This window comes from Halomonas stenophila (genome assembly GCF_014192275.1).
Taxonomy (GTDB): Bacteria; Pseudomonadota; Gammaproteobacteria; order Pseudomonadales; family Halomonadaceae; genus Halomonas; species Halomonas stenophila.
The window spans coordinates 1-21553 of the sequence record NZ_JACHXR010000003.1 but is presented as its reverse complement, the minus strand read 5'-3'; the positions used below and the strand labels follow the sequence as shown (position 1 = coordinate 21553).

The 21553-nt window shown below is 70.5% G+C and carries 20 protein-coding genes and 2 pseudogenes; 7 read left to right on the top strand and 15 right to left on the bottom strand.

The genetic code is table 11. The features are described 5' to 3' along the window. Positions 1–3: 3 nt before the first annotated feature. The 6 genes from FHR97_RS06600 to FHR97_RS06575 all read right to left on the bottom strand — a co-directional run bounded on the left by FHR97_RS06600 (position 4) and on the right by FHR97_RS06575 (position 5518). Entirely contained in the window at positions 4–1101 is a 1098-nt protein-coding gene (locus FHR97_RS06600) for a TRAP transporter substrate-binding protein (protein ID WP_183382980.1), read from the bottom strand. Positions 1102–1222: 121 nt separating this feature from the next. Further along, positions 1223–2626 (bottom strand): TRAP transporter large permease, encoded by a 1404-nt coding sequence (locus tag FHR97_RS06595; RefSeq protein WP_183382979.1) that lies wholly within the window; start codon positions 2624–2626, stop codon positions 1223–1225. After that, entirely contained in the window at positions 2626–3183 is a 558-nt protein-coding gene (locus FHR97_RS06590; protein ID WP_183382978.1) for a TRAP transporter small permease subunit, read from the bottom strand. The genes FHR97_RS06595 and FHR97_RS06590 overlap by 1 nt, the downstream gene beginning before the upstream one ends. A 120-nt stretch (positions 3184–3303) precedes the next feature. After that, positions 3304–4113 carry an endonuclease/exonuclease/phosphatase family protein gene (locus FHR97_RS06585; RefSeq protein ID WP_183382977.1) on the bottom strand — a complete coding sequence of 270 codons (810 nt, stop codon included), beginning with the start codon at positions 4111–4113 and terminating at the stop codon, positions 3304–3306. A 1-nt stretch (position 4114) separates the two neighbouring features. Further along, positions 4115–4747, bottom strand: coding sequence for a thiol:disulfide interchange protein DsbA/DsbL (locus tag FHR97_RS06580; RefSeq protein ID WP_183382976.1), 633 nt, complete (start codon positions 4745–4747; stop codon positions 4115–4117). 150 nt (positions 4748–4897) lie between these two features. Next, a complete protein-coding gene (locus tag FHR97_RS06575; RefSeq protein ID WP_183382975.1) occupies positions 4898–5518 on the bottom strand; it encodes a c-type cytochrome in 621 nt (206 codons plus the stop codon). Between the two features lie 243 nt (positions 5519–5761). Here FHR97_RS06575 and yihA point away from each other — a divergent pair, with 243 nt between their 5' ends. Beyond that, the gene (yihA, locus tag FHR97_RS06570; RefSeq protein ID WP_183382974.1) at positions 5762–6376 is read left to right on the top strand and encodes a ribosome biogenesis GTP-binding protein YihA/YsxC; all 615 of its coding nucleotides are present in this window, start codon (positions 5762–5764) and stop codon (positions 6374–6376) included. A gap of 245 nt (positions 6377–6621) precedes the next feature. Here the strand turns inward: yihA and FHR97_RS06565 are convergent, their stop codons facing one another. The 7 genes and pseudogenes from FHR97_RS06565 to argH all read right to left on the bottom strand — a co-directional run bounded on the left by FHR97_RS06565 (position 6622) and on the right by argH (position 12792). Then, positions 6622–7371 (bottom strand): HAD family hydrolase, encoded by a 750-nt coding sequence (locus FHR97_RS06565; protein WP_183382973.1) that lies wholly within the window; start codon positions 7369–7371, stop codon positions 6622–6624. Between the two features lie 4 nt (positions 7372–7375). Continuing rightward, a complete protein-coding gene (locus FHR97_RS06560; RefSeq protein ID WP_183382972.1) occupies positions 7376–8290 on the bottom strand; it encodes a tyrosine-type recombinase/integrase in 915 nt (304 codons plus the stop codon). Further along, positions 8283–9002 (bottom strand): DUF484 family protein, encoded by a 720-nt coding sequence (locus FHR97_RS06555; RefSeq protein WP_183382971.1) that lies wholly within the window; start codon positions 9000–9002, stop codon positions 8283–8285. The genes FHR97_RS06560 and FHR97_RS06555 overlap by 8 nt, the downstream gene beginning before the upstream one ends. 22 nt (positions 9003–9024) lie before the next feature. Further along, the gene (gene dapF, locus FHR97_RS06550; RefSeq protein ID WP_183382970.1) at positions 9025–9858 is read right to left on the bottom strand and encodes a diaminopimelate epimerase; all 834 of its coding nucleotides are present in this window, start codon (positions 9856–9858) and stop codon (positions 9025–9027) included. Beyond that, positions 9858–11138 (bottom strand): diaminopimelate decarboxylase, encoded by a 1281-nt coding sequence (gene lysA, locus FHR97_RS06545; RefSeq protein WP_183382969.1) that lies wholly within the window; start codon positions 11136–11138, stop codon positions 9858–9860. The genes dapF and lysA overlap by 1 nt, the downstream gene beginning before the upstream one ends. Before the next feature lie 110 nt (positions 11139–11248). Further along, positions 11249–11356: pseudogene (gene lptM / locus FHR97_RS20680) on the bottom strand (LPS translocon maturation chaperone LptM); the annotation flags it as partial. Next, positions 11356–12792 carry an argininosuccinate lyase gene (gene argH, locus FHR97_RS06535; RefSeq protein ID WP_183382967.1) on the bottom strand — a complete coding sequence of 479 codons (1437 nt, stop codon included), beginning with the start codon at positions 12790–12792 and terminating at the stop codon, positions 11356–11358. The gene argH and the pseudogene lptM, both read right to left, overlap by 1 nt. Positions 12793–13054: 262 nt before the next feature. On the opposite strand from argH, the gene hemC reads away from it, so the two are divergent. Genes hemC through FHR97_RS06515 form a run of 4 tightly spaced genes read left to right on the top strand, consistent with a single transcriptional unit; the run spans position 13055 to position 17702 of the window. After that, positions 13055–13996, top strand: a complete 942-nt coding sequence (hemC, locus tag FHR97_RS06530; protein ID WP_183382966.1) for a hydroxymethylbilane synthase — start codon at positions 13055–13057, stop codon at positions 13994–13996. Beyond that, positions 13996–14787 (top strand): uroporphyrinogen-III synthase, encoded by a 792-nt coding sequence (locus FHR97_RS06525; protein ID WP_183382965.1) that lies wholly within the window; start codon positions 13996–13998, stop codon positions 14785–14787. Before hemC ends, FHR97_RS06525 begins: the two co-directional genes overlap by 1 nt. Positions 14788–14793: 6 nt before the next feature. Next, a complete protein-coding gene (locus FHR97_RS06520; protein ID WP_183382964.1) occupies positions 14794–16452 on the top strand; it encodes a uroporphyrinogen-III C-methyltransferase in 1659 nt (552 codons plus the stop codon). Next, positions 16449–17702, top strand: coding sequence for a heme biosynthesis HemY N-terminal domain-containing protein (locus FHR97_RS06515; protein ID WP_183382963.1), 1254 nt, complete (start codon positions 16449–16451; stop codon positions 17700–17702). Before FHR97_RS06520 ends, FHR97_RS06515 begins: the two co-directional genes overlap by 4 nt. 79 nt (positions 17703–17781) lie before the next feature. On the opposite strand, the gene FHR97_RS06510 is transcribed toward FHR97_RS06515, so the two are convergent. Next, the gene (locus tag FHR97_RS06510) at positions 17782–20079 is read right to left on the bottom strand and encodes a mechanosensitive ion channel domain-containing protein (protein WP_425486070.1); all 2298 of its coding nucleotides are present in this window, start codon (positions 20077–20079) and stop codon (positions 17782–17784) included. Between the two features lie 277 nt (positions 20080–20356). On the opposite strand from FHR97_RS06510, the gene FHR97_RS06505 reads away from it, so the two are divergent. Both FHR97_RS06505 and FHR97_RS06500 read left to right on the top strand, forming a co-directional pair. Then, positions 20357–20737 carry a fluoride efflux transporter FluC gene (locus FHR97_RS06505; RefSeq protein WP_183382962.1) on the top strand — a complete coding sequence of 127 codons (381 nt, stop codon included), beginning with the start codon at positions 20357–20359 and terminating at the stop codon, positions 20735–20737. Beyond that, positions 20734–21123, top strand: a complete 390-nt coding sequence (locus FHR97_RS06500) for a fluoride efflux transporter FluC (protein WP_183382961.1) — start codon at positions 20734–20736, stop codon at positions 21121–21123. The genes FHR97_RS06505 and FHR97_RS06500 overlap by 4 nt, the downstream gene beginning before the upstream one ends. 16 nt (positions 21124–21139) lie before the next feature. Here FHR97_RS06500 and pgi read toward each other — a convergent pair. Next, positions 21140–21553: pseudogene (pgi, locus tag FHR97_RS06495) on the bottom strand (glucose-6-phosphate isomerase); the annotation flags it as partial.

Here is a 21553-nt window from a genome sequence, read left to right as displayed (position 1 = left end):
CGATCACTCGCCGCTGGTGGGGGCGCCCTCGGGGTTGCGGGCGTTGTAGTAGGCCTGCTCGGAGATGGCGTGGTAGTTCACCACCTTGTCCTGGAAGGCGCGATAGGAGTCGTGGATCTTCCGGGCCATCTCGCTGGACTCGGCGAGCTCGGCGACCACGTCTGCGGAGTGCTCCTTGGCCTGGGCCAGGACATCGTCCGGCAGGCGACGCAGTTCCACGTCGTGCTCGTTGATCAGCGTCTCGAGGGCGTCGTTGTTGCGGGCGGTGTACTCGTCGAGCACGTCGGCGTTCACGTCACGCACGGCGGTGCGCAGGATCGCCTGCAGGTCCGCCGGCAGCGAGGCCATGGCCTCCTCGTTGACGATGGCCTCGAACATCACCGTCGGCTCGTGCCAGCCGGGGTAGTAGTAGTAGTCCGCCGCCTGGTGCAGGCCGAAGGCCAGGTCGTTGTAGGGGCCGATCCATTCGGTGGCGTCGATGGCGCCGGACTGCAGGGAGGTGAAGATCTCGCCGCCCGGCATGTTGACGATGGCCACGCCCATGCGGCTCATGACCTCGCCGCCGAGCCCCGGCATGCGCATCTTCAGGCCCTCGAGGTCGTCGACGGAGTCGATTTCCTGATTGTACCAGCCACCCATCTGCACGCCGGAGGCGCCGGCGGCCATGACGTCCACGCCGAAATCGTCGTACAGCTCGTTCCACAGCTCCAGGCCACCGCCGTAGTGCAGCCAGGCGTTCATCTCCTGGGCGTTCATGCCGAAGGGCACGGCGGCGAAGAACTGCGCCGCCGGTGCCTTGCCCTTCCAGTAGTAGGACGCGGAGTGGCCCATCTCGGCGGTGCCCTCGGCGACGGCGTCGAAGACCTCGAAGCCGGGCACCAGCTGGCCGGCACCGAATACCTCGATGGTCAGGCGGCCATCGGACATCTCGTCGACCAGCTTGGCCAGCCGCTCGGGCCCCTGGCCCACGCCGGGGAAGTTCTTCGGCCAGGAGGTCACCATCTTCCACTCGTGGGTGTCCTGGGCCTGGGCGGTGCCCGCGGCCAGCATCAGGCCGGCGGCGGCGCCGCCGATGGCCATGGCGAGTGCTTTCGGATGCATGCGATTCCCTCTCGTTGTGTGCCTTGTCGGGATGTGGCCCGCGTCGGGCCGGTCGGCAGGGGAGGGCATCCGCCCTCCCGGTGAAACTCGAGTCACGATAGACGGCTGATTCCACGTGCCGTCAGAACTGGTCCGGCAGCCAGGTGGCGAGCCCCGGGAACCAGGACAGCGCCAGCAGCATGCCGAGCTGCAGCACGATGAAGGGGATGACCCCGCGGTAGATCGACGAGGTGGGCACCGACTCCGGCGCCACGCCGCGCAGGTAGAAGAGCGCGAAGCCGAAGGGCGGCGTGAGGAAGGAGGTCTGCAGGTTGATGGCGATCATGATGCCCAGCCAGATCGGATCCAGGCCCATGGCCAGCAGGATCGGCCCGACGATGGGCACCACCACGAAGGTGATCTCGATGAAGTCGAGGATGAAGCCGAGCAGGAAGATCACCAGCATCACCACCAGCGTCGCGCCGATCACCCCGCCGGGCATGCTCTCGAAGACCTCGGTCACCAGGTGCTCGCCGCCATAGGCGCGGAACACCAGCGAGAACAGCGCGGCGCCGATCAGGATCAGGAACACCATGGTGGTGACGTTGACGGTGGAGCGCAGCGCTTCCTTGAGGGTGGCGACGTCCAGGCGGCGATAGGCCAGGGCCAGCATCAGGGCGCCGAAGGCCCCCACGGCCGAGGCCTCGGTGGGCGTGGCGAAGCCGCCGAGGATCGAGCCCAGCACCACCACGATCAGCACGATGGGCGGGACCAGCCCCTTGAGCAGCAGCAGGCCGAGGCCGCCGTGGTGGCCGAGCTCCTCCATCAGGTCGCGGCGATCGACGGCCGGCGCGGCGCCGGGCTTGAGCCAGGCGATAATCGACACATAGACGATGTAGAACACCACCAGCAGCAGGCCGGGTACCAGGGCGCCCATGAAGAGGTCGCCCACCGACACCGTCTTGGGGCTGAAGATGCCCATCGACAGCTGGGCCTGCTGGTAGGCCGAGGAGAGCACGTCCCCCAGCAGCACCAGCGCGATGGAGGGCGGGATGATCTGGCCCAGGGTGCCGGTGGCGCAGATGGTGCCGGTGGCCAGCGGCATGCTGTAGCCCCGCTTGAGCATGGTCGGCAGCGACATCAGGCCCATGGTCACCACGGTGGCGCCGACGATGCCGGTGGAGGCCGCCAGCAGCATGCCGACCAGGGTCACCGAGATGCCCAGCCCCCCGCGCAGCGAGCCGAACAGCAGGGCCATGGCCTCGAGCAGGGTCTCGGCCACCCGCGACTTCTCCAGCAGCACGCCCATCAGCACGAAGAGCGGCACCGCCAGCAGCGTCTGGTTGGTCATGATGCCGTAGAGGCGGTTGGGGAAGGCCGACAGGTAGCCGGCATCGAAGTGGGCGTCGATGCCCATGGCTTCCAGGCCTGTGCCCAGTCCGGAGAAGGCCAGGGCGGTGCCGGCCAGGGACAGCGCGACGGGGTAGCCGGCCATCAGGACGGCGCAGATCACGGCGAACAGCACCAGTGGCATGAACTCCAGCATCACAGGTGCTCCTCGTGGTGTTCTTCTTCTTCCTTGGGGGCGATGCGCCCGGTCATGACCAGCACGTTGCGCCAGGCCTCGACCAGGCCCTGCAGGAGCATCAGGCCGGCGAACAGCGGAATCAGCGTCTTGAGCAGGAAGACCCCGGGGATGCCGCCGGAGTCCGGCGAGCCCTCGAGGATGCGCCAGGACTTGCCGACGTAACCGAGGCTGACGAGGATCACGAAGATCATCATCGGCATCAGCAGGAAGAGGTGACCGAGCAGGTCGACCAGCGCCTGGCGCTTCACCGGCATGGCCCGATAGAAGATGTCCACCCGCACGTGCCCGTCGTGGCGCAGGGTGTAGGCCGCGGCCAGCATGAAGACCGTGGCGTGCATGTACATCACCGATTCCTGCATGGGGATGCTGTTGACACTGAAGGCATAGCGCAGCACCACGATCAGGAACTCGATCAGCATCATCAGCAGGACCAGCCAGGAGAGGCTCCGGCCGAGCCACTCGGAGAGGCGGTCGAGCCGGTCGATCAGGCTCGGAAGCTCGTGGGATTGGGGCATGGAGAATTGCTCGGGGTTGCTTTGACGTCAAGACGTTGGCGCCACGCGTCCGCGGCGCGGTCTCCCAGACTATACGGGAATCGTTCAGCGTCTGTTACAACGATGGGGCCGACAATGGTCTTACCCCTTGGCCAGGGTGGCGTGGCAGGCCTCGGGCAGGCTGACGTCGATGGCCACGGGCAGGTGGTCGGAGAAGAGGTGTTCCAGCACCTGGACCCGGTGGGCCTCCAGGGAGTCCGAGAGCAGGATATGGTCCAGGGCCCGGCGGGGTTGCCAGGACGGGTAGCTGAGCGGCGGGCGCACCGGGTGCAGCGGCAGCGAGTCGCGGAATCGCGAGTGGGCGTGGAGCTGGTCCGGGGTGCAGTTGAGGTCGCCCATCACCACCACATGGCGCAGCGGGGTAATGATCTCGCTGAGGTAGTCGAGCTGGCGCACCCGGCCACGATGGCTCAGCGCCAGGTGGGCGACGAACAGGTGCAGGGCGTCGGGCCCCTCGCCGAAGCGAGCGTGGATGGCGCCGCGGCCGGGCAGGGTGCCGGGCAGGCTGTGCTCCTCGACCCGCGCGGGCGGCAGGCGTGACAGCAGCCCGTTGCTGTGCTGGGCGAGGTGGCCCAGGTTGCGGTTGAGCTGCTGGTAGTGGTGCGGAAAGCCGGCACGAGTCGCCAGGTACTCCACCTGGTTGACCCGGCCGGAGCGGAAACTGCCGCCGTCGACCTCCTGGAGGCCGACGATATCGAAGCGCCCCAGCACCTCGCTCATCATGTCGAGGCGCTTGAGGCGTCGCGGGTGGGGCAGCAGGTGCTGCCAGCTGCGGGTCAGGTAGTGGTGGTAGGCCGATGTCTGGATGCCTACCTGCAGGTTGAAGGTCAGCAGTTTCAGGTGGTCGCGCTCGCGGTGCGGCCACCTGACATCGGCCAGCGACGAAGTCATCTCAGTCCTTCCGTTCCTCGCGCACCTTGTCCACCAGGGCGCCGGCGACCTGCGGCATGTTGTCGAGGCTGCCGGCGGTGCTCGGGGTCACCACGTAGCGGCCATCGACGATCAGCGCCGGTACCCCCATCAACTGCATGTTGCGCATGCGAGCATGGGCCTGGTTGACCTGGGACTTGACGCCGAAGGAGGTCAGTGCCTCGCTGGCCTCCTCCTCGCTGACACCGTAGTCGCTGAAGAAGGCCGCGATGTCCTCGACCTCGGTCAGGCGCTGGCCCTGCTCATGATAGGCGTCGAAGAAGTCGTCGTGCAGGTCCTCCTGGATGCCCAGCTGCTTGGCGGCGTAGAAGGCGGTGGCGTGCTGGTTCCAGGCGCCGCCCATGGTGGCCGGCATGCGCTGGAAGACCACGTCCTCGGGCAGCTCCGCGACCCAGGCGTTGAGCGGCTCCTCCAGGTTGTAGCAGTGCGGGCAGCCGTACCAGAAGGCCTCGGTGACCTCGATCTTGCCCTCCTCGACCTGGGTCTTCACCGGCTCGTCGAGGACGGTGTAGTGCTCGCCCTCCACCAGGTTGGCGGCGGAGGCGAGCGTGGACAGGCCCAGGCCTGCCAGGGCGACGATCAGGGACTTGAACATGAAGGGGCTCTCCTTGAGTGAGTCATGATCCAGGTGGGGCGCCATCGGCACGGCACCGCCGAGTTGGAGTGTGGCCGGGCGTTCGGGTTCCCGGAGACGCCGAGGGCGGCCCAGGGCCGCCCTCTTCGCATGCCGGTGGCCGGGAGGCGCTCAGTGCAGGCCGAGCACGTAGTTGGCCACGGCCTCCATGTCACGGTCGCTCATCTTGGTGGCGATGTCGCGCATGATGGCGTTGGGGTCGTTGGTCCGCTCGCCGGCGGCGAAGGCCTGCAGGGTCGCGACCACGTATTCGCTCTTCTGGCCGGACAGTGCCGGATACACGGCGGTGCCGATGCCCTGGCCGGTCGGGCTGTGGCAGGCGGAACAGGCCGGCAGGCCCTTGGCCAGGTCGCCGGCCCGGTACAGCTCGCGGCCGTGCTCGACCAGGGCCGGCTCCGGGTCCGCCTGGCCGAGGGCCGGCTCCTTCTCGGCGAAGTAGGTGGCCACGTCCCAGGCGTCCTGGTCGGAGAAGTTGTCCACTTGACCGGCCATCTGCGGCACGTTGCGGTTGCCGTCGCGGATATCCATGATCTGCTTGGCGAGATAGGAGGCTTGCTGGCCGGCCAGGTTGGGGAAGGCGCCGGACGGGCTGATGCCTTCCTGGCCGTGACAGGCGGCGCAGGGCTGTGCCTTCTCGCGGCCGGCGGCGGCATCCGCCTCCGACTGGAGGTCCGCGTGGGCGGCGCCGACGGCGCTCATGGTGATTGCCAGGCTTGCCAGTAGCTTTCTCATCGCTGATCCACTATGCCGTTATGTTGTTGACCGGTACGTAGCCCGGGTGCCGCCCGAGAGACGCCGGGCGAGCCTTGCTGCCGGAAGCCGTCGACGCACCCGGATCGGTCGCTGCCGGCGGGAGCACGGTGGTATACTTGCGCGCCCCGGGTCGCAGACAAAAGTCACTGCATTATAACGGAACACCCGTGCTGCGGGAATGCAAGCCGCGGCACCCTTGATCAACGTCAGGAAACCCCCGCCATGTCGCGACTCAACTACCAGGCCGCCCGCTTCCTCATCAGTGCGCCGACCCTGGCGAAATGCCCGTCGGATGGCGGCGCCGAAGTGGCCTTCGCCGGGCGTTCCAACGCCGGCAAGTCCAGCGCCATCAACGCCCTGACGCGCCAGAAGGCGCTGGCCCGGACCTCCAAGACCCCCGGCCGTACCCAGCTGATCAACTTCTTCGTCCTGGGCGAGGACACCGACCACCGACTGGTCGACCTGCCGGGCTATGGTTACGCCAAGGTGCCCGAGCAGGTCAAGCTCGAGTGGCAGCGCCACCTGGCGGACTACCTGCGGCGACGCGCCTCCCTGCGTGGCCTGGTGCTGGTGATGGACGTGCGCCACCCGCTCTCCGAGTTCGACCAGACGATGCTGGGCTGGGCCGACGACCAGGACATGCCGGTGCACATCCTGCTGACCAAGGCAGACAAGCTGAAGGCCGGCGCCGCGAAGAATGCCCTGCAGCAGGTGCGCTCGCGGCTGCGCGAGTGGGAGGACCTGGTGAGCGTCCAGCTGTTCTCGGCGCTCAAGAAGCAGGGCCTCGAGGAGGTGCATCAGCGCCTGGACGACTGGCTGCTCTCCAGCGCTGACTGAATCCGCTCGGGACTTTCCTCCCAGCGTCGGGCCCGGAGGCAAGGCGCAGCGAGGGTCCTACGCCATGGGTGAGGAGCACCGCTCCGAACGGGCTGGCCATGGATGGCCAGCACCGGCCCTGCGAGCGGAGCAGGGCGCGAGAGCGCCCAGGGATGGGTTTACAGCGCCCTCGCGAAGGCTTGTCCCCGGGCATCCACTCTCCCTTGCTGAGTCACTCCATTAGACGGCTGCCATGCCGTGATGGATTACTCCTGCCCCAATCTCTCCAGCAGCGCCGGCAGCTCGCGGATATGTTCCAGGCGATGGACGCCCTCGGGCAGTGGTGCGCCGTGGGGCGTGTCGCCGGCGATCCAGGCCGCTTGCATTCCCAGTCGGATCGCCGGCAGGACGTCTTCCTTCCAGGAATCGCCGATATGCATCGCCCGGGCGGGCGACGCGCCGAGCTTGGCCAGGGCCATCAGGAAGGGGCGGGGGTCGGGCTTGGGCGCATGCATCTCCCCGGCGGCGATGGCCACCGCGAAGTGGCGGCGCAGGGGCAGGCGGTCGAAGGCCAGGTTGCCGTTGGTGATGGAGCCCAGCCGGTAGTGCGTCCCTAGCTCGCTGAGCAGCGGTTCCACCTCCGGGTAGGGCGAGACCCGCACGCGCAGCTCATGGAAGCGCTCCATGGCGCGCGTCGCCCAGTGCCAGGCCGCCTCATGGGGCAGGCCGAACTCCCTCAGCAGCGAGGCCAGGGCATGCTCGCGGATCCAGGTGAAGTCGCCGCGGCGCAGCGGGTGGCGCTCGGCGAGTTCCTGCCGGCGCCGCTGGTAGGCCGTGATCGGCACCCACTCGGCGAAGCGCCCCAGGTGCTGCTCGCCTCGCGCGGCGAGCCATTCGGCCAGGGCGTCATCGAGCCAGGCGTAGTGGCCCTGCTCGGTACGGGTCATCACCTCGCGGTTGTCCCAGAGGGTGTCGTCGAGGTCGAAGGTCAGGGCCTGGAGGCGCAGTCGGGTCATGGGATCAGTCACTGTCGTCGGAGCGGCGGCGTCGGGCGCGGGGGTGGGCGGCGTCGTAGCTGGCCGCCAGGTGCTGCCAGTCGAGCCGGGTGTAGACCTGGGTGGTGGCCAGGTTGGCATGGCCGAGCAGCTCCTGGACCGCCCGCAGGTCCTGGCTGGACTCCAGCAGGTGGCTGGCGAAGGAGTGGCGCAGCCGATGGGGATGCAGGTGCTCGGCCAGGCCGCGTTGCCGGGCCAGGGCCGCCAGGCGCTGCTGGATGGCCCGGTGGCCGAGCCGGGCGCCGCGTACCCCCACGAACAGTGCCGTCTCGCCGTCAGCGGCCAGGGCGCCGCGGACGCCGAGCCAGGTCTCCAGCGCCGCCCGGGCGCGCCGGCCCACCGGCACCTGGCGTGGCTTGCCGCCCTTGCCCAGCACCCGCACCCGTTGGGGCTGCAGGTCGGCGAGGGCCAGGGCGGCGAGCTCCGCGAGACGCAGGCCGCTGGAATAGAACAGCTCCAGCATGGCCTGGTCGCGGCAGGCCAGCGGCGAGCCGTCGTGGGGCGTGTCGAGGAAGCGCGCCAGGGCGTCGACGTCCACCGGTCGCGGCAGGTCCTTGGGCAGGCGCGGCGTGCGCACCAGGCTGGCCGGGTTGTGGTCCAGCACGCCGGCGGCGCGCAGGTGGTCGGCGAAGCCGGAGATGGCCGCCCGGCGCCGGGCCAGGCTGCGGGGTGCCAGGCCCCGGGCCCGTTCGCCGCCGAGGAAGCGACGCAGCAGGGCGGCGTCCAGGGCGGCGCCGTCGTCCACCCCCTGGTCGGCCAGGAAGTCGCCCAGCGCGGCCAGGTCGCGGCGATAGGCCGCCACCGTGGCCGGGCTGGCGGTGCGGGCCAGGGCCGCCAGGTAGGCGGCCAGCTGGTCGCCGAGCCGGGTCGGCTCAGCCATGGCGGGGCGGCGCCAGGCGCACCAGCAGGCGGGCCACCACGTCGCCGACGTACTCGGTGAACAGGGTGTCCATGCTGGCGCGGAAGTGGTCGGGGTCGGGGCTCGCCAGCACCAGGTAGCCGAGCGGCTCGCCCAGGGTCAGCCGGGCCAGCGCACAGGAGCCGGCCTTGTCCGGTGCCTTGGCGTGGGGCAACAGGCGCTTCCAGTCGGTGGGCGTCAGCCGGGTGCAGCGACTCGCCCGGCCGTCCAGCAGGGCGGCCAGGCGCTGGGCCACGTGGTCGTCGAGCACCTGGCGGGGGGCCTGGGGCGGCTGCGCCTCCCGGTCGGTGAGGCTGGCCGGGCACCACAGGGCCAGCGCCGGGGTCTGGAAGCGCTCACTGAACTGGGTGGCCAGCGCCTGGCCCAGGGCGTCGCCGTCTTCGGCCTCCAGCAGGGCCAGCACCAGCTCCCGGGTCCGGCGGTACTGGGCCTCGTTGTGGCGGGCCGATTCCAGCAGCTGCTCCAGGCGCCACTCGGCCTGCTCGGCGCGGGTGCGCAGGTCCGCCACCAGGCGTTCCAGCAGCGAGGTGGCGCCGCGGGCCTCGGGGTGGGGCACCTTGAGCTGCTGGAGCAGGCCCTCACGGCCGACGAAGAAGTCGGGGTGACGGGCGAGCCACTGGGCCACGACGTCCGGGTCCAGGGTCTTGAGTGGCTCGGGGGCGGCTCGGGTCATGCGCTTCTCCTCGGTTCGACGCTCAGTTCAGGGGCACGCGGCCCTCGAAGACTCGCTCGGCGGGGCCGGTCATGATCAGGCTGGCGTCACCGCCGGGCCAGGTGATCTCCAGGTCGCCACCGGGCAGGTGCACGGTGACCGGGCTCTCGAGCCAGCCCAGGCGGATGCCGGTGGCCACCGCGGCGCAGGCGCCGGTGCCGCAGGCCAGGGTCTCGCCGCTGCCCCGCTCGTACACGCGCAGGCGGATCTCGTGGGGCGAGACCACCTGCATGAAGCCGGCGTTGACCCGCCGCGGGAAGCGCGGGTGGGCCTCGATGGCCGGTCCCAGGGTGGCCACCGGGGCGGTGTCCACGTCGTCCACCCGCAGCACCGCGTGGGGGTTGCCCAGGGACACCACGCCGACCTCGAGGCGCCGGCCCTCGACGTCCAGGGCGTGCAGGGCCCGGTCCTCGTCGGCCGCGAAGGGCAGCGCCTCCGGGGCGAAGCGCGGCGGCCCCATGTCCACGTTGACGCGGTCGTCGTCGCCCACCACCAGGGTGAGCGGGCCGCCGGCGGTCTCGACGTGGATCTCGCGCTTGTGGGTCAGCCGCTGGTCGCGCACGAAGCGGGCGAAGCAGCGTGCCCCGTTGCCGCAGTTCTCCACTTCGCTGCCGTCGGCGTTGTAGATGCGGTAGCGAAAGTCCATGTCCGGGTCCCGGGGCGGCTCGACCACCAGCAGCTGGTCGAAGCCGATGCCGAAGCGCCGGTCGGCCAGGGCACGGATCTGCTCGTCGCGCAGCCGCGCCCGCTGGGTGATCAGGTCGACCACCATGAAGTCGTTGCCGAGCCCGTGCATCTTGGTGAACTGCAGCAGCATCAGGGCGTCTCCGCGCCGTCGTCGGGCAGTGTGGCCTCGCCGGCCCAGAGGTCCGCCAGGCGCTCGCGGCGACGCACCAGGTGGGTGCGGTCGCCGTCCACCATGACCTCGGGTGGCCGCGGGCGGCTGTTGTAGTTGGAGGCCATGACGAAGCCGTAGGCGCCGGCGGAACGCACCGCCAGCAGGTCGCCGGCGGCGATGGCCAGCTCCCGGTCCTGGCCCAGGAAGTCGCCGGTCTCGCAGACCGGGCCGACCACGTCATAGGTGCCGCTCTCCCGCGCCTGGGTGGTGTCCACCGGCAGGATGGCCTGCCAGGCCTGGTAGAGGGCCGGACGGATCAGGTCGTTCATGGCCGCGTCGACGATGGCGAAGTTCTTGGTCTCGCCGGGCTTGAGGAACTCGACCCGGGTCAGCAGAACGCCGGCGTTGGCGGCGATCGAGCGTCCCGGCTCGAAGAGCAGGGTCAGCCGGTCGCTGCCCGGCCAGCGCGACAGCCGCTCGAGCAGGGCGGTGGCGTAGTCGAAGGGCTGGGGCGGGCGCTCGTCGTGATAGGGCACGCCCAGGCCGCCACCGAGGTCCAGGTGCTCGATCTCGATGCCGTCCTCGCGCAACCGGTCGAGCAGTACCAGCAGGCGGTCGAGGGCGTCGAGGAAGGGCGCGGTCTCGGTGAGCTGGGAGCCGATATGGCAGTCGAGCCCCACGACTCGCACGTTGTCCATGGTCGCCGCCTGGCGGTAGACCTCCCGGGCCTCGTCCACCGCGATGCCGAACTTGTTGGCCTTGAGCCCGGTGGAGATGTAGGGGTGGGTGCCGGCGTCGACGTCGGGGTTGACCCGCAGCGAGACCGGGGCGACCCGGTCCAGGCCGCGGGCCACGGCGTCGAGCCGCTCGAGCTCGGCCCGGGACTCGACGTTGAAGCACTTGATGCCCACGGCGAGGGCGCGGGCCATCTCGTTCTCCTGCTTGGCCACGCCGGAGAACACCACCCGGGCGGGGTCGCCGCCGGCGGTCAGCACCCGCTCGAGTTCCCCCACCGAGACGATGTCGAAGCCGGCGCCGAGGCGGGCCAGCAGGCCCAGCACCGCCAGGTTGGAGTTGGCCTTGACCGCGTAGCAGATCAGGTGGGGATGGCTGCCCAGAGCCTCGGTATAGGCCCGGAAGTGGCGCGCCAGGGTGGCCTTGGAATAGACGTAGCAGGGCGTGCCGAACTCCTCGGCGATGCGCGCAAGCGGCAGCTCTTCGGCGTGCAGCACGCCGTCGCGGTACTCGAAATGATCCATGCCTAGGTATCGTCCTCGTCGGCGGGGCGGGTGGCGTCGTCGGCGGCGGCGTCCGACGCCTCGGCGTCCGGTGCGTCGTCGTCGCTGGTTTCGGGGTCGCGGGGGCCGTAGCGCTCCTCCGCCGCGGTGTCGCCGGGCAGGTAGAGCGGCCCCTTCTGGCCGCAGCCGGCCAGCAGCAGGGGCAGCGCCAGCAGCGCGAGCAGGGCGGCGAGGCGCATCAGCCCCGGCTCCCCTGGCCGTCCCGGGAAGACAGCGCCGCCAGGGCCTCGCGGGCCCGCTGGGCGGCGGCGCGCACCTGGTCCGGGGCGGTGCCGCCGATATGGTTGCGCGCGGCCACCGAGCCCTCCAGGGTCAGCACGGCGAAGACGTCCTCGTCGATGGCGTCGGAGAACTGGCGCAGTTCCTCGAGGCTCATCTCCGAGAGGTCCTTGCCCTCCTTGATGCCGAAGGCCACCGACTGGCCGACGATCTCGTGGGCGTCGCGGAAGGCCACGCCGCGGCAGACCAGGTAGTCGGCCAGGTCGGTGGCGGTGGAGAAGCCCTTGCGGGCCGCCTCGCGCATGTTGTCGGCCTTGGCCTCGATGGCCGGCACCATGTCGGCGAAGGCCTTCAGGCAATCCTGGACGGTGGACAGGGCATCGAACAGCGGCTCCTTGTCCTCCTGGTTGTCCTTGTTGTAGGCCAGCGGTTGGGACTTCATCAGCGTCAGCAGGCCCATCAGGTGGCCATAGACCCGGCCGGTCTTGCCGCGCACCAGCTCCGGCACGTCCGGGTTCTTCTTCTGCGGCATGATCGAGGAGCCGGTGCAGAAGCGGTCGGGCAGGTCGATGAAGTCGAACTGGGCGCTGGTCCACAGCACCAGTTCCTCGCTCATCCGCGACAGGTGCATCAGCAGCACGCTGGCGAAGGAGGTGAACTCGATGGCGAAGTCGCGGTCACTGACGGCGTCGAGGCTGTTCTCCGCGGGGCGGTCGAAGCCCAGCAGCTCGGCCGTCACATGGCGGTCGATGGGGTAGGTGGTGCCGGCCAGGGCGGCGGCGCCGAGCGGCAGCACGTTGACTCGCTTGCGGCAGTCGAGGAGCCGCTCCTGGTCGCGGGCGAGCATCTCCTGCCAGGCCAGCAGGTGATGGCCGAAGGTCACCGGCTGGGCGGTCTGCAGGTGGGTGAAGCCGGGCATGATGGTATCGGCCTCGCGGTCGGCCAACGCGATCAGCCCCTCGCGCAGCCGAGTCAGTTCGGCGGCCACGCTGTCGATCTCGTCGCGCAGGAAGAGGCGGATGTCGGTAGCCACCTGGTCGTTGCGCGAGCGCCCGGTATGCAGCTTCTTGCCGGTGATGCCGATCTTGTCGGTGAGGCGCGCCTCGATGTTCATGTGCACGTCCTCGAGCGCCACCGACCAGTCGAAGGTGCCGGCCTCGATCTCGGCCTGGACCTCGTCGAGGCCCTCGAGGATGGCGTCGCGCTCCGCCTCGGTGAGCACCTCGACCCGGGCCAGCATGGTGGCGTGGGCCCGCGAGCCCTGGATGTCGTGGAGGGCCAGGCGCCGGTCGAAGTCGACCGAGGCGGTGAAGCGGGCGACGAAGGCATCGGTGGGCTCGCTGAAGCGGCCGCCCCAGGACTGGTTGGTGCGGTGGTTCGTCGGGCTTGGGCTCATCGGGCTGACATCCTGCATGGCTGGTCGGTGGGTGAGGGCCGGCGGTGTGCCGCCGCAGCTCGGCGAGGCCGCGCTGGCTTGACATGCGGGAAAGTGTACCAGAGTCCACGGGCCAGGCGAGGGGCCCCGGGCGGCGAGAGGGCCGGGACGTGACGATTTTTCCTGGCCTCCCGGGTCCTTTATGATGGCAGCAAACCAAGACATCACCGGGCGCCGGCGCAAGGGGCGCCGAGTGCAAGCGAACCGGGACGGGGAGAACCACGTGCAAGCCATCGAAACGCTGCGTATCGCCACGCGCAAGAGTCAACTGGCCATGTGGCAGGCCGAATATGTCCGCGACCGCCTGATGGCGACTCATCCGGGGCTCAAGGTCGAACTGGTGGCGATGGCCACCCGGGGCGACAAGATCCTCGACACGCCGCTGGCCAAGGTCGGCGGCAAGGGGCTGTTCGTCAAGGAGCTCGAGGAAGCGATGCTCGACGGCCGTGCCGACATCGCCGTGCACTCCATGAAGGATGTGCCCATGCATTTCCCCGAGAGCCTCGGCCTGTCGGTGATCCTCGAGGGGGCCGAGCCCACCGACGCCTTCGTCTCCAACCACTACGCCTCCCTGGACGCGCTGCCCGAGGGCGCGCGCATCGGCACGTCCAGCCTGCGTCGCGGCCTGCAGATGCGCGAGGCGCGCCCCGACCTCCAGGTGCTCAACCTGCGTGGCAACGTCCAGACCCGGCTGGGCAAGCTCGATGCCGGCGAGTACGACGCCATCCTGCTGGCCACCTCGGGCCTCAAGCGACTGGGCCTCGAGGCACGCATCACCATGGAGCTGCCGCCGGAGGTCTGTCTGCCGGCCTGCGGCCAGGGCGCCCTGGGCATCGAGTGCCGCATGCATGATGCCGAGCTGATCTCGCTGCTGGCGCCGCTGGATGACCCGGCCACCGCGACCCGGGTCCGCGCCGAGCGGGCCATGAACACCCGCCTCGAGGGCGGCTGCCAGGTGCCCATCGCCGGCCATGCGGTGTTCGAGGACGATGGCGAGACCCTGTGGCTGCGCGCCCTGGTGGGCAACCCGGAGGGCACCGAGGTGCTGCGCGCCGAGGGCCGCGGCTCCATCCACGAGCCCGAGGCGCTGGGCATCCGCGTGGCGGAGGAACTGCTGGACATGGGCGCCGGCGAGATCCTCGCCGAGGTCTACGGCGCCGGCTGATGGCGACCCCGCCGGTACTGATCTGCCGTCCCGGGCCGAGGGCCGCGGCGCTGGCCGAGGCCATCGCCGAGGCGGGCTTTGCGGTCGAGCGGGGCGAGGCCATGGCCCTCGAGCCGCTGCCCGAGACCCCGCAACAGCGTGCCGCCTGGCTGGACTTCGACCAGTTCCGGCGGGTGGTGGTGGTGAGTCCCTTCGCCGCCGAGTGTCTCGCCGAGGCGCTGGACCGCTACTGGCCACAGCTTCCCGTGGGCATCGACTACTATGCCGTGGGCGCCGCCACGGCCGCCAGCCTGCATCGCCTGCTGGGCGTGCGGGTGCACCTGCCGCCGGCCGGCGGCGAGGACACCAGCGAGGCGCTGCTCGCGCTCGGCTCGCTGCAGCGGCTCGCCGGGCAGCGCCTCCTGCTGGTGGCCGGCGAAGGGGGGCGCGCCCTGATGGCCGAGACCCTCGCCGCCCGAGGCGCCCGCCTGACGCGCCTGGCGGTCTACCGGCGTCGCCTGCTCGAGCCCTCGCCGACCTTGCGGCGTCGGCTGGCGGGCGGCGACTATCAGGCGTTGGTGGTGAGTAGCGGAGAAATCCTCGAACATCTGGCAAGATGGTGCTCACAGGCCGCCTTGAACCAACCGCTAATCGTGTCCAGTACCCGGTTGGCGACACTGGCCGGCACACTGGGGTTTCGTCTTCCCGTCGTGGCGTCGGGCGCCACGCCCGACGCGTTGGCGGCCGCCGTGGCCAGGGCCAGGGACCCGGAGAGGGCCGATGTCGATCATGACGATCTCGAAAAGGGCTAGCGACACATGAGCAAGCAACGACACGATCAGGACGAACAGCAGACGCCGTCCGGCGACGCCCAGGGCGGCGCCGGCTCGGCGACGACGGGAGCGGGCGCCGAGGCCGGCAAGGGCGGCGGCTCATCGTCGCGCCGCTCGCGGCGTCGCGGCAAGGGCAGCGCCTCGTCGGCGAGCCAAGCCGCCGAGGCGAAGGCCGACGCCAAGCCCTCCTCGACGACGTCCACGACCCAGGCCCAGGCCACCCCGGGCAGGGCCGCGGCCGGCGGCGAGCCCGCCGAGACGGGCCAGCCGGCCGCGGCGGCCAAGGCCGACCCCGCCAAGGGCGATGCCATCAAGGAGAGCTCCGCCAAGGGCGAGGCCGGCAAGGCGACCGATGCCTCGGCGTCCTCCGCCACGGCCGCCGGCACCGCCGCCGCCGAGACCCGGAGCACGTCCGGCAAGGCCTCCGATAGCGCCGCCACCAAGCGCGATACCGCCAAGAGCGCCGCTTCCTCCTCCGCCTCCACCGCCAAGGCCTCGTCCGGCAAGGCGTCGGGCGGCAAGGCGTCGGGCGGCGACGCCAAGGGCCAGCCGGCGTCCGCCGGCCAGGGCGCCACCGGGACTCCGGGCGGCGGCCAGGGCGGCTCCGGCAAGGGCGGCAAGACCGGGGCAGTCGCCCTGGGCCTGGTGGTCCTGCTGGGCGCGGGCGGCGCGCTGTTCGGCTGGCAAGTCTGGCAGAAGCTGGATACCCAGCAACAGCGCCTGGCCGCCCTGCCGGCCCAGGTGGCCAGCCAGTCGGCGCTGGACGACCTCGCGGGGCGCCTGGAGAGTGGCGAGCAGCAGCGCAATGCCGCCCTGGACGAGGCCGTGAGCACGCTGCGCAGCGACTTCTCCGACTATCGCCAGGACGTCGACCAGACCCTGGACAAGGTGCTCCAGGAGCTGTCCAGCGAGCAGCAGACCGACGAGCGCGACTGGCTGCACGCCGAGGCCGCCTACCTGCTGCGCCTGGCCAACCAGCGCCTGCAGCTGGAACGCGACGTCCAGGGGGCCGCCGCCCTGCTGCGCACCGCCGACGAGCGGCTGCGCGAGGCCGACAACCCGGCGCTGATGCCGGTGCGCCGCGAGATCGCCTCCGAGCTGGCCGCGCTGGAATCCGTGCCCCGCGTCGACCGCACCGGCCTCTACCTGGCGCTGAACGCCCAGCAGGAGCAGATCGCCGGTCGCCCGCTGGCCCAGGACATTGAGGAGATCGCCGCCGACTCGACCATCGAGGAGGCGCCCTCCGGCGGCTGGCAGTCGCAGTTGGCGCGCTTCGGCGGCGAACTCAAGGACCTGGTCACGGTCCGCCAGCACGACGAGGCGCTCGAGGCGCTGATCTCGCCGGAGCAGGAGTCCTACCTGCGCCAGAGCGTGCGCCTGGTCCTGGAGCAGGCCCAGCTGGCGCTGCTCAAGGAGGAGCCGCCGCTCTATGAGGCCAGCCTCGACAAGGCCCTGACCCTGATCCAGGGCTACTACGACACCGGCGACAGCGGCGTCCAGGCGGTGCTGTCGCGCCTCGAGGAGCTCAAGGGCCGCGCCATCCGCCCGGAACTGCCGGACATCAGCGGCTCCCAGCAGGCGCTGGCGAGCTTCATCGAGCACCGCTTCGAGGCCGGCAACGGCGGCCAGGGAGATGAGGCATGAGAAAGCTGATCCTGCTCGTGGTCCTCGGCCTCGCGATCGGGGCCCTGTTCGGCCAGCTGATGATGTCGGTGCCCGGCTACTGGCTGGTCCGGGTGGGCGATACCTCGGTCCAGACCTCCTTCTGGTTCGGCCTGGTGCTGCTGCTGGCGGCCCTGGTGGTGGTGCATTTCGGCCTGCGGCTGCTGATGCGCCTCTCGCGCCCGGTGACCCGCTTCAAGGTGTGGAACAGCCGCTCGCGCAACCGCACCGCCATGCGGCGCACCGTGCGCGGCCTGGTGGCGCTGGCCGAGGGACGCTGGAAGCGCGCCGAGAAGGCCCTGGTCAAGGCCGCCGACGACTCCAGCACGCCGCTGGTCAACTACCTCTCCGCCGCCCTGGCGGCCCACTACCAGGGGCGCTACGAGCAGGCCGACACCCTGCTCAAGCGCGCCCACCTCAGCACCGAGGGGGCCGACACCGCGGTGGGCCTGATGCAGGCCCAACTGATGCTGGACCGCCAGCAGTACGAGGAGGCCCTGGCGATCCTCACCCGCCTCGATCGCCACCTGCCCAACCACCCGCAGGTGCTCAAGCAGCTCAAGCAGGCCTATATCAGCCTCAGCGACTGGGACGGCCTGCGCCGGCTGATGCCGCGCCTCGGCGCGCAGCACCTGATCTCCCGGGAGGAGCGCGAGCAGCTCGAGCAGCGCGCCTATCGCGAGCTGATCTCCCAGGAGGCCCGCCAGCCCGGTGACATCGAGCGGGTGCGCAACCTCTGGGCCGACATGCCCGACCACCTGCGCGGCAACGTCGACCTGATCGTGCTCTATGCCGAGGCCCTGGTGCGCGGCAACGAGCAGGGCATCGCCGAGCGGCTGCTGCGTCACTCCCTCAAGGAGCACTGGGACAGCCGCCTGGTGCAGCGCTACGGGCTGCTCGAAGTGGAGGCGGCGCGCCAGCTGGTGGTGGCCGAGAAGTGGCTGCAGGAGCGGCCCAACGACCCGGATCTGCTGCTCACCCTGGGCCGGCTCTCGCTGCGCAACGCCTACTGGGGCAAGGCCCAGGAATACTTCGAGGCCAGCCAGCGCCAGCGGCCCAGCGGCGTGGTCTGCGCCGAGCTGGCCCGGCTCTATGCCAACCTGGGCGAGCACAACAAGAGCCAGCTGTACTACCGGCAGAGCGTCGAGCTGCTTGACCGGTCGCTGCCCTCGCTGCCCCAGCCCACCGAGCCGGAGGACACGCCGGCGAAGACGGCCCAGGCGGCGTCCTGAGCGTCGCCCGCGCCCGACCCAGCATGCAAGAGGGGCTGCCGAATGGCAGCCCCTCTTGCATTGGCGTGGGTGACGGTGGTTACGTCTCGCCGTCGTAGTCTTCCTGGTTGTGGACCTCCTGGGGGGCCTGGGTGTCGGTGGCCACCGCGGGATCCTCGTCGGCCGAGGCGGCGGCGACTTCGCGCGCCTGCTGGCGGATGACCCGCACGTTGGCCGGCGGGGCGCCGCCGTCCTTGTCCTCGCCGAAGTAGAGGGTGGTATGGGGGAAGGGGATCTCGATGCCGGCCGCGTCGAGGTGCAGCTTGACCAGGCGGTTGTAGGCGCGGCCCACGGCCCACTGGTCCCCCGGCGTGGTCTTGATGCGCACGCGGATGTTCACGGAGCTGTCGGCCAGCGCGATCACGCCGGCGACCTCCAGCGGCTCGAGCAGCTTGCCCTTGTGCTCCTCGTCCTCGCGGAGCGCCTCGAAGGCCTCCTGCAGCGCCTGGATCGCCTCGTCGATGTTCTCGCGATAGGCGATGCCGTACTCCCCGACGTGGTAGGCGAAGTCGCGCATGTAGTTGGAGACGGTGTCGACGCTGGAGAAGGGCACGATGTGGTAGGTGCCGCTGAGGTCGCGGATGCCCACCGAGCGGATGCTGAGCTTCTCGGCCACCCCGGTGATGCCCCCCACGGTGATCACGTCGCCGGTGTTCATGGCGTTCTCCACCTGGATGAAGACCCCGGTGATGATGTCCTGCACCAGCTTCTGGGCACCGAAGCCGATGGCCAGGCCCAGCACCCCGGCACCGGCGATCAGCGGGCCGATGTTGATGCCGATCTCGGCGAGCACGATCATCGCCGTCAGGGTGATCAGGGCGATGGCCAGGGCATTGCGGAACAGCGACAGCAGCGTCTGGGCCCGGGCCGAGGGCACGCCGCCGCCGGTCTCGGGGTTGAGCTTGTGCTCGATCAGGCTGGCCAGTCCCAGCCAGACGGCGGCGGCCACCACCAGGATCACGAACACGCTGAGCAGCTTGCCGACCAGGCCACGTCCCGCCTCGGAGGCATACCAGCCGGCCAGGTCGAAGGCGCCCCAGGCGCTCAGCACCACCATCACCACGGCGATCAGGATCACCGCGCGTATCACTCGCAGGGCGGTGGGCACGTAGCGGTTGAGGCGCGCCTCGAGCATCGGCAACTTGCGGCGCAGGTCGTCACCCAGGCGGATGCGCCGGCCGATGGTCTGGGTGAGCAGGGAGGACACCAGCATGCCCACCAGGACCGTGACCAGGGTCTGCAGGGTGGCCAGCAGCACGAAGGGCAGGGCGTCCTCGGGACGGGTCAGGGTCAGCACCAGCACCATGGTGAAGTAGGCCAGGGCGAAGAGGTGCCAGGTCCGGGCGAACAGCTGCAGCGATATCCGGCTGGCGGCCATGGTGGTCTGGCCAGCCTTGCGGTTCAGGGCGTCGCGCAGCCGCTTGCGGTTCTTGAGCACCACGACCACGGCGTAGACATAGGCGCCGATCATGATCAGGGTGCCGATCCCCTCGCCGAGGGCCGGCGACAGGTAGGCGTTGACCAGCGGCACCACCACCATCAGGCCATAGCCGGCCAGCCCGATCAGGCGTGCGATCCAGCGGTTCCAGTAGGCGGCGTAGGCGGCGGCGATGGGCAGCAGGCGCAGGCCCTCGTAGCGGGAGGCGAAGAGCATGCGCACCGCGGCCTTGAGCAGCTCGATCACCAGGAAGGCGTTGAGGAACAGCGAGGCGCGGGTCGACAGCTCACCGCTCTCGCCCACCGCGAAGGTGGCGACCAGGTTGCCGCCGACATAGGCCAGCGCGACCACCAGGGCATCGATCAGTACCGCCACGCCCACGCTGAGCACCAGGCGCAGCAGCGGCTGGAGGCCCTTGCCGGTCAGCGACCACTGGCTGAGGCGGGTGAACAGGGGCCGGGCCAGGCGGCGAACGGCGATGAACAGCACGACCGTGGCGAGGATCACCAGCCCGAGGTTGATGGCCGCGCTGGTGAAGGCGGGCAGGTCGAAGGTGCTCGGGGAGGCCGCGAGCAGGCCGCTCACGGCATCGAGGACCTGGCCGAGCTGGCTGCCCAGCTCGCCGACGATGCGGCTGGTGGTCTCGGCCAGCTGGCGGGGCAGCGACGGCGACGCCGCCTCGCTCGCGGCGGCCTCGGCACCCGACTCGCTGGCCGCCCCGCGCAGCTGGTCGATCAGCTGCTGGCGCGTCTCGGGATTCTCGAGGAGATTGGCCAGGGTGGCATTGGCCGGGGCCTGGCCTCCCCCGTCGGTCGCTTGGGCCATGGCCGGGAGGGGGGCCAGCATCAGGATGGCCAGCAGCCAGCCGCTGGCCAGGGAGAGGAGTCGTCTGGTGCGCACGCTTGGGCCTCCGTGTCTGGGCGTGGATAGGGCGAGGATGTCGTCGTCAGGCTACCATGGCCGGAGGTGTCGGGCCTCGATGAGTCTTCAGGGTAGTGTACGAGAATTGTACATGATCGGGATATTGTGTCATATTTTCTGGCAGGCATTGCCTGAATGCCTCCTATACCCCTGCAAGGCAAGCATGAACGCTCGCCACCCGGTCCCGGGTGGCGTTTTTTGTGGCCGGCACCCGGCTCGGCTAGCATCGACGCGAAGGCGTCAGGGAGGCAGACACATGGGGCTGGCAAGCCTGGGACTGGTGGCGGTGGGCGGGGCGCTGGGCGGCATGGCGCGCCTGGCCGTGACCGAGCTGACCGCGCGATGGCTGGGGCGGGCCTTTCCCTGGGGCACCCTGATGGTCAACCTGAGCGGGACCCTGGCCCTCGGCGCGCTGGCCGCGCGCCTCGGCTGGCCCCCCGGCGATTCGCCGGCCTGGCTGGGCCTGGCGGTCGGGGGCCTGGGAGGCTTCACTACCGTGTCCTCCTTCAGCCTGCAGACCCTCGGCCTGTGGCAGGCAGGCCGCACAGCGGCGGCCCTGGCCAATGGCCTGGCCACCCTGGGGCTGGGGGTGATCGCCGCGGCCGCGGGCTGGTGGCTGGCCGGAGGCGGTGCATGACGAGCTGGCAGGGCTATCTGGCGGTGGGGGTGGGCAGTGGCCTGGGCGCGGTGCTGCGCTACCTGGTCTCGCTGGGCGTGCTGCAGTGGCTCGGCAGTGCCTTCCTGTGGGGCACCCTGGCCGTCAACCTGGTCGGTTCCTGGCTGATCGCCGCCTTCGTCGCCCGGGCCTCCCATCGCATCACCGGGCGCGCCGCCCGCTGGCAGCCCTTCCTGGTCGCCGGCTTCTGCGGCGGCTTCACCACCTTCTCGCTGTTCGGGCTCGAGACGCTCTATCTGCTGGAGGCCTCGCGCCCCTGGCTGGCCCTGGTCTATGGTCTGGGCAGCGTGCCGCTATGGCTCGCCGCCGCCTGGTGGGGGCAGCGGGCCGGGCGCCCGGCCCGCTGAGGCGCGGCCCGACGGCTCAGGAGGAGGCCTTGCGCCGCTTGCCCCTGGGCTTGGCGGCGTCGGGCGTTGGGGCCTCCTGCGGCGGGGCTTCTCGCGTCGCGGTGCCGTGACCGGGGAAGTGCGCGCGGACCAGCTCGAGCAGGCCCTGGGTGGAACCGTCGAAGTCCTGGCTATGCTCGTCGATGCGGCTGCTGATCTCGCCGGCGATGCGCTTGCCGAGCTGCACGCCCCACTGGTCGAAGGAGTTGATGTTCCAGATCACCCCCTGGACGAACACCTTGTGCTCGTACAGCGCGATCAGCGCGCCGAGGTTCCTCGGCGTCAGCTCGTCGAGCAGCAGGGTGCTGGAGGGGCGGTTGCCCGGGCAGCTGTAGGGGTCGAGGTCGCTGCCGCCCTGGCTGCCCTCCATGAAGGCGTTGGCCTGGGCCAG